13 protein-coding genes and 5 tRNA genes are annotated in these 15,748 nt (G+C 47.5%); 7 read left to right on the top strand and 11 right to left on the bottom strand.

Annotation, left to right across the window (positions count from 1 at the left end; all coding sequences use genetic code 11):
* Nucleotides 1-117 precede the first annotated feature (117 nt).
* From ABEF84_RS01570 to ABEF84_RS01545, 6 genes are read left to right on the top strand one after another with little or no spacing between them, the layout of a single operon-like run.
* Entirely contained in the window at nucleotides 118-2,955 is a 2,838-nt protein-coding gene (locus ABEF84_RS01570) for a monovalent cation/H+ antiporter subunit A (protein WP_347473744.1), read from the top strand.
* A gap of 4 nt (nucleotides 2,956-2,959) precedes the next feature.
* Nucleotides 2,960-3,325, top strand: coding sequence for a Na+/H+ antiporter subunit C (locus ABEF84_RS01565; RefSeq protein WP_347453482.1), 366 nt, complete (start codon nucleotides 2,960-2,962; stop codon nucleotides 3,323-3,325).
* Entirely contained in the window at nucleotides 3,325-5,136 is a 1,812-nt protein-coding gene (locus ABEF84_RS01560) for a monovalent cation/H+ antiporter subunit D (RefSeq protein ID WP_347473743.1), read from the top strand. Before ABEF84_RS01565 ends, ABEF84_RS01560 begins: the two co-directional genes overlap by 1 nt.
* The gene (locus ABEF84_RS01555) at nucleotides 5,136-5,654 is read left to right on the top strand and encodes a Na+/H+ antiporter subunit E (protein WP_347473742.1); all 519 of its coding nucleotides are present in this window, start codon (nucleotides 5,136-5,138) and stop codon (nucleotides 5,652-5,654) included. The genes ABEF84_RS01560 and ABEF84_RS01555 overlap by 1 nt, the downstream gene beginning before the upstream one ends.
* Nucleotides 5,651-5,926 (top strand): monovalent cation/H+ antiporter subunit F, encoded by a 276-nt coding sequence (locus ABEF84_RS01550; protein WP_347453479.1) that lies wholly within the window; start codon nucleotides 5,651-5,653, stop codon nucleotides 5,924-5,926. Before ABEF84_RS01555 ends, ABEF84_RS01550 begins: the two co-directional genes overlap by 4 nt.
* Nucleotides 5,927-5,936: 10 nt before the next feature.
* Complete coding sequence (locus ABEF84_RS01545; protein WP_347453478.1) at nucleotides 5,937-6,335, top strand: Na+/H+ antiporter subunit G; 399 nt, start codon at nucleotides 5,937-5,939, stop codon at nucleotides 6,333-6,335.
* A 152-nt stretch (nucleotides 6,336-6,487) separates the two neighbouring features.
* On the opposite strand, the gene ABEF84_RS01540 is transcribed toward ABEF84_RS01545, so the two are convergent.
* The 11 genes from ABEF84_RS01540 to tpiA all read right to left on the bottom strand — a co-directional run bounded on the left by ABEF84_RS01540 (nucleotide 6,488) and on the right by tpiA (nucleotide 13,749).
* On the bottom strand, nucleotides 6,488-6,892 hold the full coding sequence (locus ABEF84_RS01540; RefSeq protein ID WP_034587510.1) for a ribosome-binding factor A: 405 nt from the start codon (nucleotides 6,890-6,892) through the stop codon (nucleotides 6,488-6,490).
* Nucleotides 6,892-9,609, bottom strand: a complete 2,718-nt coding sequence (infB, locus tag ABEF84_RS01535; protein WP_034587511.1) for a translation initiation factor IF-2 — start codon at nucleotides 9,607-9,609, stop codon at nucleotides 6,892-6,894. The genes ABEF84_RS01540 and infB overlap by 1 nt, the downstream gene beginning before the upstream one ends.
* Nucleotides 9,610-9,619: 10 nt before the next feature.
* The gene (nusA, locus tag ABEF84_RS01530) at nucleotides 9,620-11,104 is read right to left on the bottom strand and encodes a transcription termination factor NusA (RefSeq protein WP_034587513.1); all 1,485 of its coding nucleotides are present in this window, start codon (nucleotides 11,102-11,104) and stop codon (nucleotides 9,620-9,622) included.
* A gap of 35 nt (nucleotides 11,105-11,139) precedes the next feature.
* The gene (rimP, locus tag ABEF84_RS01525) at nucleotides 11,140-11,664 is read right to left on the bottom strand and encodes a ribosome maturation factor RimP (protein WP_034587514.1); all 525 of its coding nucleotides are present in this window, start codon (nucleotides 11,662-11,664) and stop codon (nucleotides 11,140-11,142) included.
* A 223-nt stretch (nucleotides 11,665-11,887) separates the two neighbouring features.
* Nucleotides 11,888-11,964, bottom strand: a tRNA-Met gene (locus ABEF84_RS01520).
* A gap of 86 nt (nucleotides 11,965-12,050) precedes the next feature.
* Nucleotides 12,051-12,127: transfer RNA gene (locus ABEF84_RS01515), tRNA-Met, on the bottom strand.
* A gap of 66 nt (nucleotides 12,128-12,193) precedes the next feature.
* Nucleotides 12,194-12,270, bottom strand: a tRNA-Met gene (locus tag ABEF84_RS01510).
* Nucleotides 12,271-12,351: 81 nt separating this feature from the next.
* Nucleotides 12,352-12,428, bottom strand: a tRNA-Met gene (locus ABEF84_RS01505).
* Nucleotides 12,429-12,476: 48 nt separating this feature from the next.
* Nucleotides 12,477-12,561, bottom strand: a tRNA-Leu gene (locus ABEF84_RS01500).
* A gap of 53 nt (nucleotides 12,562-12,614) precedes the next feature.
* Nucleotides 12,615-12,944: a preprotein translocase subunit SecG gene (gene secG / locus ABEF84_RS01495; protein ID WP_034587516.1), complete on the bottom strand. Its 330-nt coding sequence runs from the start codon at nucleotides 12,942-12,944 to the stop codon at nucleotides 12,615-12,617.
* A gap of 13 nt (nucleotides 12,945-12,957) precedes the next feature.
* Entirely contained in the window at nucleotides 12,958-13,749 is a 792-nt protein-coding gene (gene tpiA, locus ABEF84_RS01490) for a triose-phosphate isomerase (protein WP_347473741.1), read from the bottom strand.
* Nucleotides 13,750-14,031: 282 nt separating this feature from the next.
* Here tpiA and pilB point away from each other — a divergent pair, with 282 nt between their 5' ends.
* Entirely contained in the window at nucleotides 14,032-15,741 is a 1,710-nt protein-coding gene (pilB, locus tag ABEF84_RS01485) for a type IV-A pilus assembly ATPase PilB (protein ID WP_347473740.1), read from the top strand.
* Nucleotides 15,742-15,748 lie beyond the last annotated feature (7 nt).

The following is a 15,748-nucleotide window of genomic DNA, read 5'->3' as shown; positions in this document are numbered from 1 at the left end:
TAATTCTTTTGAATACGTTTTTGGTTTTCAAGATTGAGACATTTGGACTGCTCTTTGCCGTCCTGTAATCCTTGAAAGATAATGATTCACCCTAGGTTTATGACCTAACTCACGACAATGGATACGAGTGTGCTGCCGATTATTATATTGTTACCCTTAGTATTAGGCACAACCCTTGTCTCGTGGCTGAAACGATTTTCGCGCGAGGTAACCGCCTTAGGCGCAATTGCCATCAGTCTTAGCAGCTTTGCCTTACTCCTGAGCCAGGCCCCTGCCGTATTCGGCGGTGCAGTCATTACTGAAAGCTGGTCCTGGCTACCTCAGCTAGGTATTGATTTTAGCTTTCGTCTGGATTCTCTTGGCTTGTTGTTTGGCCTGCTCATTAGTGGTATCGGTACTCTGATTTATATCTATGCCTATTATTACCTGAGTCCCAAGAATTCGCTGAGCAAGCTTTATCTGCTGCTGATGCTGTTTATGGCTGCCATGCTCGGGATTTCATTGTCGAACAACTTGATGATTCTGCTGGTGTTTTGGGAACTCACCAGTATTTCTTCATTCCTGCTAGTGGGTTACTGGAGCAATTATGATGCGGCCCAGCGCGGTGCACGGATGGCACTGACCATTACCGGGATGGGTGGTCTGGCGATGCTCGGTGGTTTTATTCTGCTCGGTCAGATCACTGGAACCTATCAGATTAATACCATCCTGACCATGACCGAACTGATCCAGTCGCATCAGCTATTTATCCCTACATTATTGCTGATCCTGCTCGGCGCATTTACCAAAAGTGCACAGTTTCCGTTCCATTTTTGGTTACCGAATGCCATGGCTGCCCCCACTCCTGTGTCTGCCTATCTGCACTCGGCCACCATGGTAAAAGCCGGCCTGTTTCTGGTGGCACGCCTGTTGCCGATTTTTGCTGGTGCTGCGCTGTTCCATAATATTGTCACCTTTATCGGCCTGTTTACCCTGTGTATCGCCGCCTTCTTTGCCATTTTTAAGGAAGACCTGAAAGGCCTGTTGGCATACTCCACCATCAGCCATCTGGGCCTGATCATGTGTCTGCTCGGCATTGGCACACCATTGGCAGTGGCCGCTGCAATTTTCCATATCATCAACCATGCTACCTTCAAGGCAGCACTGTTTATGATTGCCGGAATCATTGACCATGAATCTGGTACCCGGGACCTGCGCAAGCTGTCCGGCCTGTGGCAATTACTGCCTTATACCGCAACGCTGACCATGGTTACTGCGGCTTCAATGGCAGGTGTTCCGCTGACCAATGGCTTCTTGTCCAAGGAAATGTTCTTTACCGAATTGCTGGCCAATTTAAACGGCCCGGTCCTGATTGTTTCAGCGATTGTTGCGACACTGGCCGGGATCTTCGCCGTGGCTTACTCAGTCCGTTTAATTCATGGCGTATTCTTCGATGGCCCGGTTGGCCCCTATGTCCCGAATAAAAATGCCCATGAACCGGCTTTTGGCATGCGTGCACCAGCAACTTTTCTGGCCATACTATGTATTTTAGTGGGTCTGCTCCCTGCCCTACTGGTCGAAGATATCGTCAATAGCATCACCCATGCGGTGACACAAAATTCTTCCTTTGAAGGTGTGCATCTGGCGATCTGGCATGGTTTTAACGCGCCGTTATTGATGAGTGTGATCGCACTGGTCGGTGGGGTACTATTCTATTTTGCACTGGCTAAAAAAGGCACCATTCGTGAAATTGATCTGGATCCCATGCTAGGAAAATTACAAGGCCGGATCCTGTTTGACCTGTTCCTAAAATCCCTATTACTGAATGCCCGTACGTTCCGCCGCGCCACTGAAAATGGCAAGCTGCAAAGCTATCTGCTCTGGATCGTGATCTTTACGGTTGGGCTGGTCGCGGTTCCACTACTCGGCAACAATTTGAGTACTGGGACACGTGAGCTCACTCATGCGCCGATAATGGCTATTGTCCTCTGGTTGCTACTGTTCTCGGCCTGCTGGATGATGCTGTGGTTCCATCATGAACGGATTAAAGCTGTGTTAATTAGTGGTGCGGTTGGTCTGGTAGTGACCCTGATCTTTATTTGTTTCTCGGCGCCCGATCTGGCGTTAACCCAGATTACCGTCGATGTTGTGACGACAGTCTTGCTGCTGATGAGCCTGTCCCTGCTGCCGCAGCTGACCCCTTATGAATCCAGTTCGACCCGTCGCTGGCGTGATGCCATTATTGCGGTTGCCGGTGGTCTTGGCATTGCTTGGATCAGCTGGCTAATTCTGACCCGGGACCATAATTCGATTTCCTGGTTCTTTATGCAGCAGTCTCTGCCTTTGGGTGGCGGTGCTAACGTGGTGAACGTGATTCTGGTAGATTTCCGTGGTTTCGATACCTTCGGCGAGATCACCGTGCTCGGTATTGCCGCGATTGGGGTTTTGAGCTTAATGGATGGTATGCGTGCCCACGGCGCCACCATCACTCAGGGTTTGACTTACCGCTTTAACCCTTCCCCACTGATGCTTCGGGTTACTGCATCCTGGGTGTTACCCGTCGCTCTGGTGGTAAGTTTGTATATCTTTATGCGCGGTCATAACATGCCGGGCGGTGGCTTTATTGCTGGCCTAATTACCTCATTGGCACTAGTGATCCAGTATATCGCGCTTGGTCAGGATCAGGCAGAACAGTTACTTGGGGCTAAGTCTGGACGTCTATATGAAATCTGGATCGGGGCAGGCTTAAGTATCGCAGGCCTGACCGGAATCGCCGCATGGTTCTGGTCACGCCCATTCCTGACCAGCGCGCATGTGCATGTCCATCCGCCACTGCTCGGAGACATGCATCTAGCTTCAGCAGCCTTATTTGATGTCGGCGTTTATGTCACCGTACTCGGTGCGACCATGCTGATGATTTCCGTGCTGGGAGACTCACGTCACACCAGCATGACTGGCCCAGTACCAAGAGGATAATGCAATGATCAGTCTCGAATTTTTATTGGTCTCTGCAATTGGACTCCTGACGGCCACCGGTATTTACCTGATTTTGCGTGCACGTACATTCCCGGTGGTTCTTGGTCTGGCCATGATCGGCTATGCTGTGAATTTATTTTTATTTGCCATGGGGCGTATTCAGCTCAATGCGCCAGCGGTACTGACCGAAACTACAAAATCGACCGATCCATTGCCACAGGCGCTGGTATTGACGGCGATTGTGATTGGCTTTGCCACCACCGCCTTTATTGTGCAATTGGCACTGCGCAGCCGTTATGAATCAGGAACAGACCACGTTGATTCCAAAGAAGACATACCCCCACATGACCCGCGTGAGGATGAGCCTTAATGACTGATCTTTACAACTTCTGGGTTCAACATACACCGATTTTCAGTATCCTCCTGCCAGCATTTACCGCCTTTATTCTGGTGCTGCTGGGCAATCCGGGTTCAGGCTCCCTGATTACTGACTGGCGTCAGCCTTGGCGTCGCGGGATTAGTCATATCTCGACCTTCCTCGGTCTGATCATGTCGATTGGCTACCTGATCAGTACCAGTCAGGGACAGATTCAGGTCTATACCTTAAGTGAATGGTCGGCACCTTTCGGCATCGTGCTGGTGCTAGACCAACTCTCCGCCCTGATGCTGGTGCTGACCTATGCATTGGCGGTTCCGGTGATCTGGTATGCCAGCCGCGACTGGGATATTCGTGGCCGTTATTTCCATGCCATGATGCATTTCCTGCTGATGGGGCTAAGTGGTGCTTTCCTGACAGGCGACTTGTTTAACCTGTTTGTGTTCTTTGAAATCCTGCTGATGGCCTCCTATGTATTGTTATTACATGGACAAGGCAAAGCCCGTTTCCAGCTCGGTATTCACTATGTGACCATTAACCTGCTGGCTTCTGCCATGTTCCTGATTGGTTTGGGAATGATCTACGGCAGTGTCGGTAGCCTGAATATGGCCGATGTCGCGCGCCTGATCTCAACGCTGCAACCAGACCAGCACAAGCTGGCCGTTGCCGGTGCCCTGCTACTGTTTGCTGTGTTTGGGATTAAAGCGGCAATGCTGCCGGTCGGTTTCTGGTTACCAAAAACCTATGCCGTAGCGACCACGCCAGTAGCCGCTGTGTTTACCATCATGACCAAGGTCGGGATCTATGCGATTCTAAGAGTCAATGGCACGGTCTTTGATGATGAGTACAGCCATCAGATTCTGATGAATATCCTGTTATTCATTGGTCTGGTGACTTCACTGTATGGGGCCTTTGGTGCCATCGGCACGGATCGTCTGCGCCGTTTTGTCGGCTTTATGATCCTGTCTTCTGTCGGCACCATTCTGATTGCGATTTCCCTGAATACTACCCAGGCCTGGGCCGGCGGTCTGTACTATATGGTACATAGTACCGTGATTGGCGCGACCTTCTATCTGCTCTGTGGCTGGATTACTTCGCAGCGCGGTGAATACAAGGATCATTTCAAGATCGCGCCGCAGATGAAGCAGAATACCTTGGTGTCGATTGTTTACTTCCTGATTGCCCTGATGATGGCTGGTCTGCCCCCATTTAGCGGCTTCTTCGGCAAAATTTTTATTTTGCAGGCCACTGCCGATTCACCTTATCAGATACTAATTATTATCACCGTGCTAGTGGTAAGCCTGCTCAGTATTCTGGCTTTTACCCGGGTCGGTTTTATCCTGTTCTGGCGTTCCAGCAAACCGGATGAAAACATGCATTCTGAAGCACATGCTCAATATCAGGCTCTGCCAAAACGTGCGCCGGCTCGTAACGATAAGGTGATTTACCTGTTGCTAGCTGGACTGATGGCCTATGTGGTATTTGCTTCACCGATCTATAATTATGCTCATAGCACAGCCGTGCAGATAAAAGACCATGCCATTTATGAAGCTGCCTTGCTGAAGCGTGATGCCGAAGGCAATGTGATTAGCGTACAGCCATTTAATCCAGAATATGTGCCGGAAACCAAATATGGTGGTGAAGTCCAAGATGCAAATGCACATCTGATTCCTTATATAATTTCGCCGGCGACACTGGAAGGTAAGAATATTTCTGAGTTTAAGCAACGCCAGATTCAGGAACAACAGCATGAACAGCAACGTGCACCAAGCGATAACCAGCTGAAACCACAAGGAGGACCATAATGAAAGAATCATTCTTGCGCCGCTGGTTCCCTCACCCGCTGGTTTCGGTGATTGTCGGCATCAGCTGGGCCATGCTGAATCATAGTCTTGATACTGGAACTCTGGTGACGTCGATTTTTCTGGCTATCCTGATTCCACGACTGGTCCGCCCCTTTATTGACTACACCCCGAATATTCACTGGCTGCCCGCAATCCGCCTGTTTTTTGTGGTGATCTGGGATGTGATTGTGGCCAATATCAAAGTCGCCATATTAGTGCTGGGTCCAACCAAGAACCTGCATCCGAAATGGTTCCGGGTACCGCTGGATACTGAGCATGAGGAAGTGAATGCTTTGCTGGCAATGATCATCACCACCACACCAGGTACCGTGTCTGCCGGAATTGACCAGGACCGCGGTGATATTCTGGTGCATGCCTTAAGTACCGATGATGAGGCAGCAGAAATCGAAACCATCAAACAGCGCTATGAACGTCCACTGATTGAAATTTTTAGTGCACAGAAAGGAGAACAAGCATGACCATCTTACCCTATGCTTTGCTGATCAGTCTGGGCGCGGTAACCATTTCAATGTTCCTGTGTCTGGCACGTCTGGTCATGGGGCCATCCATTGTGGATCGTCTGCTGGCACTGGATACATTGTTCCTGAATGCCACCTGTCTGGTGGTGATCTTGGGGATTTACTGGACCAGCACTTTTATGTTTGAAGGAGCTTTACTGGTGGCGATGCTGGGTTTTGTCTCAACCACCGCACTGGCACGCTACTTTACCACCGGCCATGTGATCGATTAGGAGAATACAGATGCAGCTCTATTTAGAAATTCTGGTCTCGGTTTTCCTGATTATAGGTTCATTCTTTATGGTGATTGGTGGGATCGGCATGGTGCGTTTGCCGGATCTGTTTATGCGTCTGCATGCTCCGACCAAATCCAGTACTTTAGGTCTCGGCAGCTTCCTGATCGCTGCCATGCTTTTCTCGGCGATGTTTGGCCGCTTTGGTTTTGCTGAAATCCTGATTACCCTGTTTACCTTTATCACTGCACCGGTATCTGCAAACCTGATGGCGCAGGCTGCGTTACATCTACGTTTGCGCTCGATGAGTGGTGAAGTACCCGAAGCGTTAGAACGCCCGTTACCATGGCAAAAAACGCGTCGTCGCGCCTTCTATGAAAAAAAGAATCGTGATGAAGATTTAAAATAGAAAAGGCTTTCATCCTTCATTTTCTTTTCTCCCTCTGGGAGAAAAATAAAAAAGAGGGTGTAAATATAAATGAAAGCCCTTTTTCTTTATTTATTCCTAATAACCATAAAAAAGCCACCCGAAGGTGGCTTTTTTATTTAGCTTAAACAAGCTTATTCATCATCTTTCTTGTCATCCACTGGAGGTAAATCCTTCACAGCTTCTGCAATCAGACCAAACATATAGTTACCATACGCATTGGTTTTATCGTAATGGAAACGCAGACGTGGCGTAATACGTGTCTTGATACGACGGCTCAGTTCATGGCGCAGGAAACCTGATGCTTTATTCAAGACATCCAAGGTTTCTTTATTGGCTGCTTCACTTTGCTCATCGCCAAGTTCACGCCCCATTACGGTCACATAAACTTCGGCATAGCCTAAATCTGGGCTGACTTTCACCGCCGAGATGGTCACCAGACCACCCAGACGTGGATCTTTAAGCTCCTGACGGATCAGTTCAGAGAGTTCCCTCTGAACTGTATCGGCCATACGCTTAAGACGCTGACTACCCGCCATTAAAGACTCCGTTTAATTAACTGAACATCGTACACTTCGATCTTGTCTTGTGGTTTGATGTCTTTGTAACCTTTCACAGCCAGACCACATTCCATACCGGCACGAACTTCTTCAACCACATCTTTATAACGACGTAGAGATTCAAGTTCACCCTGGAAGATGACGACATCATCACGCAGGACACGGATCGGTTTGTTACGGTGCAATACACCTTCAAGTACCATACAGCCCGCAGCAGCACCGAATTTACTAGAGTGGAATACTTCACGTACTTCAGCCACACCCAGAATTGTTTCACGGTGTTCTGGAGCCAGTTTACCACTCATCGCATCTTTCACGTCATCGATCAATTGGTAGATCACAGAGTAGTAACGGATGTCGATACCATCAGCATCTGCTTTTTGACGTGCAGTGTTGTCGGCACGAACGTTAAAGCCTAGCAGTACCGCTTCAGAAGATTCAGCCAGTGTTACATCAGATTCAGTGATCGCACCGACACCTGAACCAATCACACGTACTTTTACTTCGTCAGTAGACAGTTCAGACAATGCAACGATCAGCGCTTCTAGCGTACCGCGTACATCTGTTTTCAGCACCACATTGACGATAGGCACATCTTTTTTGCCCATAGACGCCATGAGGTTTTCCAGACGCATTGCAGATTGACGTTCCAGACGTTTCTGACGTTCACGGTCTGCACGAGCATCAGCGACTTCACGCGCTTTCTTCTCGTCGTTCACCACAAGTACTTCATCACCTGCCATTGGTGCTTCTGGAAGACCTAGAATTTCCACAGGAATTGAAGGACCAGCAGATTTGATACGTTTACCGTTTTCATCAGACATCGCACGAACACGACCATAAGATGAACCGGCAAGTACCAGGTCACCGACTTTCAGTGTACCGTTTTGTACAAGAATAGACGTTACCGCACCACGACCTTTATCCACACGTGCTTCAATCACCACACCTTGTGCTGCACCTTCTTCAGATGCTTTTAGCTCAAGCAGTTCAGCTTGAATTGAAATCAGGTCAAGTAGTTCGTCGATACCCGCGCCAGTGTGTGCAGAAACTTTCGCTACCGGTACGTCACCGCCCCATTCTTCAGGCACGATTTCTTTGGTGGTCAATTCATTCAGTACGCGATCTGGATCAGCTGAGTCTTTATCCATTTTGTTGATCGCAACGATGATTGGCGTACCCGCTGCACGAGCGTGGTCAATCGCTTCTGCAGTTTGTGGCATTACACCGTCATCTGCTGCAACAACCAGCACCACGATATCAGTTGCCTTGGCACCACGTGAACGCATTGCAGTGAACGCTGCGTGTCCCGGAGTATCCAGGAAGGTGATGATACCTTTGTTTGTGGTTACATGGTAAGCACCGATATGTTGGGTAATACCACCCGCTTCGCCTGCAGCCACTTTGGTACGACGGATACGGTCCAGAAGCGATGTTTTACCATGGTCAACGTGACCCATGATAGTAACTACTGGAGGACGAGTCGTCTGTGCACCACGTGCTTCTTCAGCTTGTTCCAGCAGGTTATCTTCCACTGCAGTTTCAGAAACTAGTACCGGATTATGGCCAAGTTCTTCAACCACTAGCGCAGCGGTATCCTGATCGATGGATTGGTTCTGAGTAACCAGCTCACCCATTTTCATCAAGGTCTTGATTACTTCACGAACTTTAATCGCCATTTTCGCAGCCAAGTCAGCCACAACGATAGTTGCACCGATTTCAACATCATAAACCTGTTTCTTCACAGGTTTTTCGAAACCGTGTTTGTTTGACTGGCTAGACTTCAGACCACGTCTGTGTGAGTTGTCACGGAAAGACTGTTCTTCGCCACGACGACCGCCTTTCTTCGGACCACGGCTGTCTTTGTTGCCGCCACCGCGTTTGATTTCACGGTCTTCTTTGTTGAATGAATCTTCATATGCCTGACCAACTAGGCCCGCTGCAAGTGGAGAATCATCAATCACACGAATGGTTGCAGTGGTATCTTCAGCAGAGTATTTAGACGCCATTTTACGCATTTGCTCAAGCGTACGCTGTTGCGCTTCTTCAGCTGCCTTACGACGTGCTGCTTCTTCTGCTGCTTTCAGTTGAGCTGCCTGTTCTTCACGTGCCTTACGTTGTTCAGGAGTTTCAACCTGTTTGGTTTGCTGTTTAACAATCGGCTTGTTGTTTGATTTGCGTTTAACTACAACAGCTGCTTTAGGCGTTTCCTGTTTTGCAGTTTCCTGTTTAGCCGCCGCGCGCATTGCTTCCAATGCTTTTTTCGCTTTGCTTTCACCAGATACAGGTGCTTCAGCAGGCTTTTGCTCTGGCGCTTTTTGCGCAGCTTCAGCTTGCTGTGCTTTCGCTTGCTGTTCCGCTTGTGCTTTCGCTAAAGCTTCTGCCTTGATTTTCTCAGGGTCTGGCTTCACAAATGTATGCTTCTTACGAACTTCTACATTAATGGTTTTCGCCTTACCTGAAGTACTTGCCACTTTAGCAGTACTGGTCGTTTTACGTTTCAACGTGATTTGTCCTGCATGACCGTCCGAACCTTGTGACTTTTTCACATGACTCATCAGGTGATCTTGTTGTTCGGCGGTAATAATGTCGTCAGATTTGCGCTGTGGTAAACCTGCCTCACGAACCTGTTCCAGGAGCTTCTCAACTGGGCGACCCACGCTGAGGGCTAACTCTTTAATTGACTTGTCCGTCATATACTACCTCCTAGTTAAACCATGATTCGCGCGCTTTCATAATGAGTTGACCTGCTTTCTCAGCATCCAGACCTTCGATATCCGCGATATCGTCGGTTGCCTGGTCTGCCAGGTCATCTACGGTTACCACACCACGAGCTGCTAGAGCTTGCGCGATCTCTGCTGTCATGCCTTCCATTGCAACAAGTTCTTCACTTGGCGCTTGTACGTTTTCTTGCTGTTGTAATGCATCAGCAAGTGCAATTTCTTTTGCACGGCTTTGCAGTAGTTCAACGAGTTCCGCATCCAATTCAATTTCATCAAATGTTTCTGGCGGTACGTATGCAATTTCTTCAAGCGAGGTGAAGCCCATTTCTACCAACGCCATCGCCAAGTCTTCCGCAATATCCAGACGTGTTACGAACATGTCTAGGTATTTTTGTGCTTCGCTTTGTTGACGTGCGTAGTATTCTTCTTCCAGCATCATGTCCAGCTTGTAGCCAGTCAGTTCAGATGCCAGACGAACGTTTTGACCCTGTGAACCAATCGCACGTGCCAGCTGGTCGCTGGTTGCGAAAATGATGTCTGCAGTACGCGCATCTTCATCGATCACGATACTTGATACATCCGCTGGTTCCAGTGCGCTTGCGATGTACTGAGCAGGATCATCCGACCATACCACAACATCAATACGCTCACCGTTCAGTTCCTGTTGTACTGCCTGGATACGTGTACCACGCATACCAATACAAGCACCAACCGGATCAATACGGTGGTCATTAGTTTTCACTGCAACTTTGGCACGTACGCCCGGTTGGCGTGCTGCTGCCTTAATTTCAATGATTTCTTCCGCAATTTCCGGAATTTCTTTTTTCATCAATGCAATCAGCATTTCAGGTTTCGCACGCGAAAGCTGTAACTGCGCACCGCGACCTTCACGGTTTACATTGAATAAAATTGCCGTAACACGTTGTTTCGGACGAAGAATTTCCTTCGGAATCATTTCTTCACGTGCCAGATATGCTTCTGCATTGTCACCCAAGTCAATAATGAAACCATCTTTGGTTTGTTTTTTCACTTCACCATAGATCAGTTCACCGACTTTAGATTCGTAAGCATCTGCAACCAGCGCACGTTCTGCTTCGCGGATCTTCTGTACAATCACTTGCTTCGCGATTTGCGCTGCAATACGACCGAAATCGATAGATTCTACTTCCAGCTCACGGATATCGCCGATCGACCATTTAGACTGGTCCACATCAGAAATCGCGTCCTGGCAAGCTGGCATTTCATGATCTTCATCAGCCACTACTTCCCATTGACGGAAAGTACGGTAGTCACCAGTTTTACGGTCGATTTCCACGCGAAGACGCGCTTCTTCCGAGTTTGTTCCTTCGTAGAACTTCTTCTTGGTCGCTGCAACTAAAGCTTGTTCCAGTGCCTCGAAAATTGCTTCACGAGGTACACCTTTTTCGTTACTAACCGTTTCAACGACGGTAAGAATTTCACGTGCCATAAGTCACCTATTCGTTCAGATTCTTATTGATTTGATTAATCTTGGTAGATCAAATTTGCTTTATCGATATTGTGACTGTCGATTTCCAGCACCTGCTGTTTTTCCACTTCCACTTGAATCGTTTCATTTTCGAGGTCAACGGCTACCAGTTTTGCCTGGAATTTACGACGGTTGTCTACAGCCGAGATCAAACGTAACGCTACAGTCTGACCAATATAGTCTGCCATCTGTGGCAACTGGAAGAATGGACGGTCCCAGCCCGGAGAAGACACTTCGAGTGAATACTCACCGGAAATTGGATCATGTACATCCAGAATCGCACCGACCTGTTGGGTTACACGTACGCAGTCCTGAACCCCAATTCCACGACCCTGCTCTTCTTCACCATCTTCGTTGATGACAGGGGCAGCATTTTCATCGACCGGCTTGTCGATATAAATACGTAATAGAGAACGCTTGCCCTGTGGCAGGAATTCAATACCCCACAGGTTGACATCACAGGCTTCAACTGCTGGTGCAATCAAGTCCTGAAGTGCTTGAGTTTTATTTGATAGCTTCATTTACTCTCGTCATCTGGTGCGAATTTATGATCTATTTGACCACTACAAACCAATACAAACTATAGTAGTAGTGAAACATGGAACTTTGACCAAATAATGTCGACACTACACGATAGCCAATAAAAAAGGGCGTAAATCGCCCCAATTAATGCACAATTTCGGATTTTTTCAAATCCCACTGTGCAAAAAGGCCCACCTTGTTGTGAGCCTCTTTTTAGAAACTTGGTAGCGGGGGCTGGATTTGAACCAACGACCTTCGGGTTATGAGCCCGACGAGCTACCAGACTGCTCCACCCCGCATCAACGTGCAAAAATTATATACAAAAGCCGATAAGTTTTCAATCAAAACCGGTCGATTGATATATGGTCTATTTGTTACTGAAAATTGGTAGCGGGGGCTGGATTTGAACCAACGACCTTCGGGTTATGAGCCCGACGAGCTACCAGACTGCTCCACCCCGCATCAGCGTACAAATTAACTTTCAATTCAGGATCTGAATTGCCTTTAAAGTTTGCGGCTTTAAAGGATTGGTAGCGGGAGCTGGATTTGAACCAACGACCTTCGGGTTATGAGCCCGACGAGCTACCAGACTGCTCCATCCCGCATCAACGTGCAAATGACTTATCTCAACTTAAAACTCAATTTAAGTTGCCTCTTGAAAGTTTGCGTCTTTTAAAAGGATTGATTGGTAGCGGGGGCTGGATTTGAACCAACGACCTTCGGGTTATGAGCCCGACGAGCTACCAGACTGCTCCACCCCGCATCAATAGATATGTGCTGCATGCACCAACTTATGTTCTGGATAACAAGTTGGTGCGGAAGGGGGGACTTGAACCCCCACGCCCGAAGGCACTACCACCTCAAGGTAGCGTGTCTACCAATTCCACCACCACCGCAGCTGCAGGCATTCTAGTCGTATCATGTACAAAAAGAAAGCCTTTAAGCGAAATTATTCACCTGATTTTGGTGCAGTTGGTGAAGTTTCAGTCGATTGAGCTGGTGCAGTTTGCGTGGTTTGCACGCTACTCAAGCTATATGCATCAGTAGTTTGTTTCTTGGCAAATACTGCCAGTGTCAGGCTGGTAATAAAGAACAAAGCCGTGAAAACTGCAGTTAAACGGCTCAAGAAATTGCCTGAGCCAGACGCACCAAAGACGGTTGCAGCACCGCCACCACCAAAAGATGCACCAGCATCCGCACCCTTACCATGCTGAACTAATATCAAGACAATCATCAGTATCGCTAAGATAATATGTACTACCAGCACAAAAGTTTGCATGCTGAACTCCTAATTATTGTGTATTTGCAAATGCCTGAGCAATTTTATGGAATGACTCAGCATTGAGTGATGCACCACCCACCAGTGCCCCATTAATATCAGGGCAGGCTGCTAACTCTACTGCATTTTCCGGTTTAACACTACCACCATAGAGAATCGCCATGCTTTCGCCATAACCGGTAATCTGTTTTAAACCTTGACGAATTTGCGCATGCATCGCCTGTGCATCTTCTGGAGAAGCCGTCTTACCGGTACCAATCGCCCAGATCGGTTCATAAGCAATCACCACATTTTTCCACTGCTCTGCATCAACCACCGTAGCAATATCACAGATCTGCTGCAGTACCACTGCTTCGGCCTGCCCTGCTTCACGCTGTTCCAGACTTTCACCCACGCAATAAATCACAGTCAGACCTGCATTTAAGGCATTCTTGATTTTGGCATTCAAAATCTCACGTGAATCGCCAAACAGTTCACGACGTTCTGAGTGCCCTACTAAAACGTAATGAATCCCGCTATCTGCGAGCAATTCAGCGCTGACTTCTCCAGTATAGGCCCCTGTACCGGCAATACGAGATACATCCTGAGCAACGGTATATACCGGACGAACGGCATTGGTTAGCTCTGACTGAATTTGCGTCAAGGCGATCGCCACAGGTGCTATGCCTAAATGACATTTCTCTGCTGGAATCGGCTGGGCTTCAAGCAAGTCTTTCACCCCACGAACCAGCGCAAGAGCATCTGCCTGCAGCGGATTCATTTTCCAGTTGCCCACCACCCATGGCGTAATCGTCGCAAACGACATAAATAACCTTTTTACGTACATATCTTGAATTGGGCACATTCTACACGGAATTGGAAAGTTTGAAGAAGAGTTTTCAAGAGACATTTTTCAGTTAAAGACTATTCAAATTGATCATTTTTTGTTATCACTTAACATTATTGGGGATTTGTTCTTCTGACCAGTTCCATCTTTTGAATATTAATGGGAAGAAGACAGCATTTTACGCTATGGTAATTTTACGTAAGCAACGTATAATTTTGATAAAGCTATTACAACAATTCTGATTCACAGGCATATTGAAGCATGACAGCTATTCAGGGATCTTTACGATTTACGGGGTTTATTCGTCGACTTGTCGATGAAGGGGTTATCTCTGCACCAGATATGCAGAGTGCTTTGGCCGGTGCAAAGCAAGAAAAAATCGACATCGTTCCATATCTGATTGAACGCCATAATATTTCACCAACTAAAATCGCTGAAACCATTTCGACTGAATTTGGCGAACCGCTGTTTGACATCAATGCCTACGATCCCGCCTTGATTATCCGTGAAGACTTTGATGAAAAGATCATCACCAAACATCGTATTTTGCCGATCTTTAAAAGTGCCAATATCCTGTTTGTTGCGACCAGCAACCCGACCAATGTCGAAGCAATTGATGCGATCCGTTTTGCCACCAAGCTCAATATTGAAACAATTATTGTCGAGTATAATAAACTCGAAAAACTGATCGAACAGAATTTTGCTGAAGAAAGTACCTTCGATTTTGATGATGATTTCGACCTTGATGTAGGTGTGGACGCGTCTGATTCAAATACTGAAGAGGAAGATACCAATACCGGTGATGAAGCACCGATTGTTAAGTACATCAACAAGCTGCTCATTGATGCAATTCGGATGGGTGCATCAGACTTACACTTTGAACCGTATGAAAAAATATACCGGGTACGCTACCGTATTGATGGTGTATTGCGACAAGTGGCAACACCACCGCTGCAACTCGCAACACGTCTTTCCTCTCGTTTAAAAGTCATGTCACAGATGGACATTTCAGAAAAACGTGTTCCTCAGGATGGCCGTATCAAGTTAAAACTGTCCAAAAACAAGGCCATTGATTTCCGTGTTAACTCATTACCCACGTTGTTTGGTGAAAAAATTGTACTGCGTATCCTAGATCCGTCCAGTGCCATGTTAGGTATTGATGCATTAGGTTATGAACCCGATCAAAAAGCCCTGTTTATGGAAGCCTTGGACAAACCACAGGGTATGCTGCTGATCACGGGTCCGACTGGTTCTGGTAAAACCGTCTCCTTATATACCGGCCTGAATATTCTGAATCGTGAAGATACCAATATTTCTACCGCCGAAGACCCAGTGGAAATCAACTTACAGGGCATTAACCAGGTGAACGTTAACCCGAAAGTAGGATTAACCTTCGCTGCAGCACTGAAATCATTCCTGCGTCAAGATCCGGATATCGTCATGGTCGGTGAGATCCGAGACCTGGAAACAGCTGAAATTGCGGTTAAAGCAGCGCAGACTGGTCACATGGTGATGTCGACACTACACACCAACAGTGCTCCAGAAACACTGACCCGTTTACGCAATATGGGTGTACCATCATTTAACATTGCCACCTCAGTCAATCTGGTGATTGCCCAGCGTCTGGCGCGTCGTCTGTGTTCACAATGCAAAAAACTGGCTGATATTCCAAAGCAGAGTCTGCTGGAAATGGGCTTTACCGAAGAAGATTTACAGAACCCGGAATTCCAGATTTATGAACCTGTAGGGTGCAATGAATGCCGTGAAGGTTATAAGGGCCGTGTCGGCATTTATGAAGTCATGAAGGTGACACCGGAAATTTCACGCATTATTATGGAAGATGGCAACGCCATTCAGATTGCCGAAGCTTCCGCACGCGCAGGTTTTAACAATTTACGCCGATCAGGGTTATTAAAGGTAATGCAGGGGGTGACTTCTCTTCAGGAAGTCAATCGTGTTACCAGCGAATGATCAGGTG

The organism is Acinetobacter sp. ANC 7912 (assembly GCF_039862785.1).
Taxonomy (GTDB): Bacteria; Pseudomonadota; Gammaproteobacteria; order Pseudomonadales; family Moraxellaceae; genus Acinetobacter; species Acinetobacter thermotolerans.
This window is presented reverse-complemented; position numbering and strand designations above follow the sequence as displayed.

Bases quoted from the DNA above. Each gene is read 5' to 3' on its own strand.
- ABEF84_RS01555 (WP_347473742.1), top strand. From the start codon at position 5,136: ATGAAAGAATCATTCTTGCGCCGCTGGTTCCCTCACCCGCTGGTTTCG.
- ABEF84_RS01560 (WP_347473743.1), top strand. From the start codon at position 3,325: ATGACTGATCTTTACAACTTCTGGGTTCAACATACACCGATTTTCAGT.
- ABEF84_RS01565 (WP_347453482.1), top strand. From the start codon at position 2,960: ATGATCAGTCTCGAATTTTTATTGGTCTCTGCAATTGGACTCCTGACG.
- infB (WP_034587511.1), bottom strand. From the start codon at position 9,609: ATGACGGACAAGTCAATTAAAGAGTTAGCCCTCAGCGTGGGTCGCCCA.
- ABEF84_RS01540 (WP_034587510.1), bottom strand. From the start codon at position 6,892: ATGGCGGGTAGTCAGCGTCTTAAGCGTATGGCCGATACAGTTCAGAGG.
- nusA (WP_034587513.1), bottom strand. From the start codon at position 11,104: ATGGCACGTGAAATTCTTACCGTCGTTGAAACGGTTAGTAACGAAAAA.
- ABEF84_RS01545 (WP_347453478.1), top strand. From the start codon at position 5,937: ATGCAGCTCTATTTAGAAATTCTGGTCTCGGTTTTCCTGATTATAGGT.
- ABEF84_RS01570 (WP_347473744.1), top strand. From the start codon at position 118: ATGGATACGAGTGTGCTGCCGATTATTATATTGTTACCCTTAGTATTA.
- ABEF84_RS01550 (WP_347453479.1), top strand. From the start codon at position 5,651: ATGACCATCTTACCCTATGCTTTGCTGATCAGTCTGGGCGCGGTAACC.
- tpiA (WP_347473741.1), bottom strand. From the start codon at position 13,749: ATGTCGTTTGCGACGATTACGCCATGGGTGGTGGGCAACTGGAAAATG.
- rimP (WP_034587514.1), bottom strand. From the start codon at position 11,664: ATGAAGCTATCAAATAAAACTCAAGCACTTCAGGACTTGATTGCACCA.
- pilB (WP_347473740.1), top strand. From the start codon at position 14,032: ATGACAGCTATTCAGGGATCTTTACGATTTACGGGGTTTATTCGTCGA.
- secG (WP_034587516.1), bottom strand. From the start codon at position 12,944: ATGCAAACTTTTGTGCTGGTAGTACATATTATCTTAGCGATACTGATG.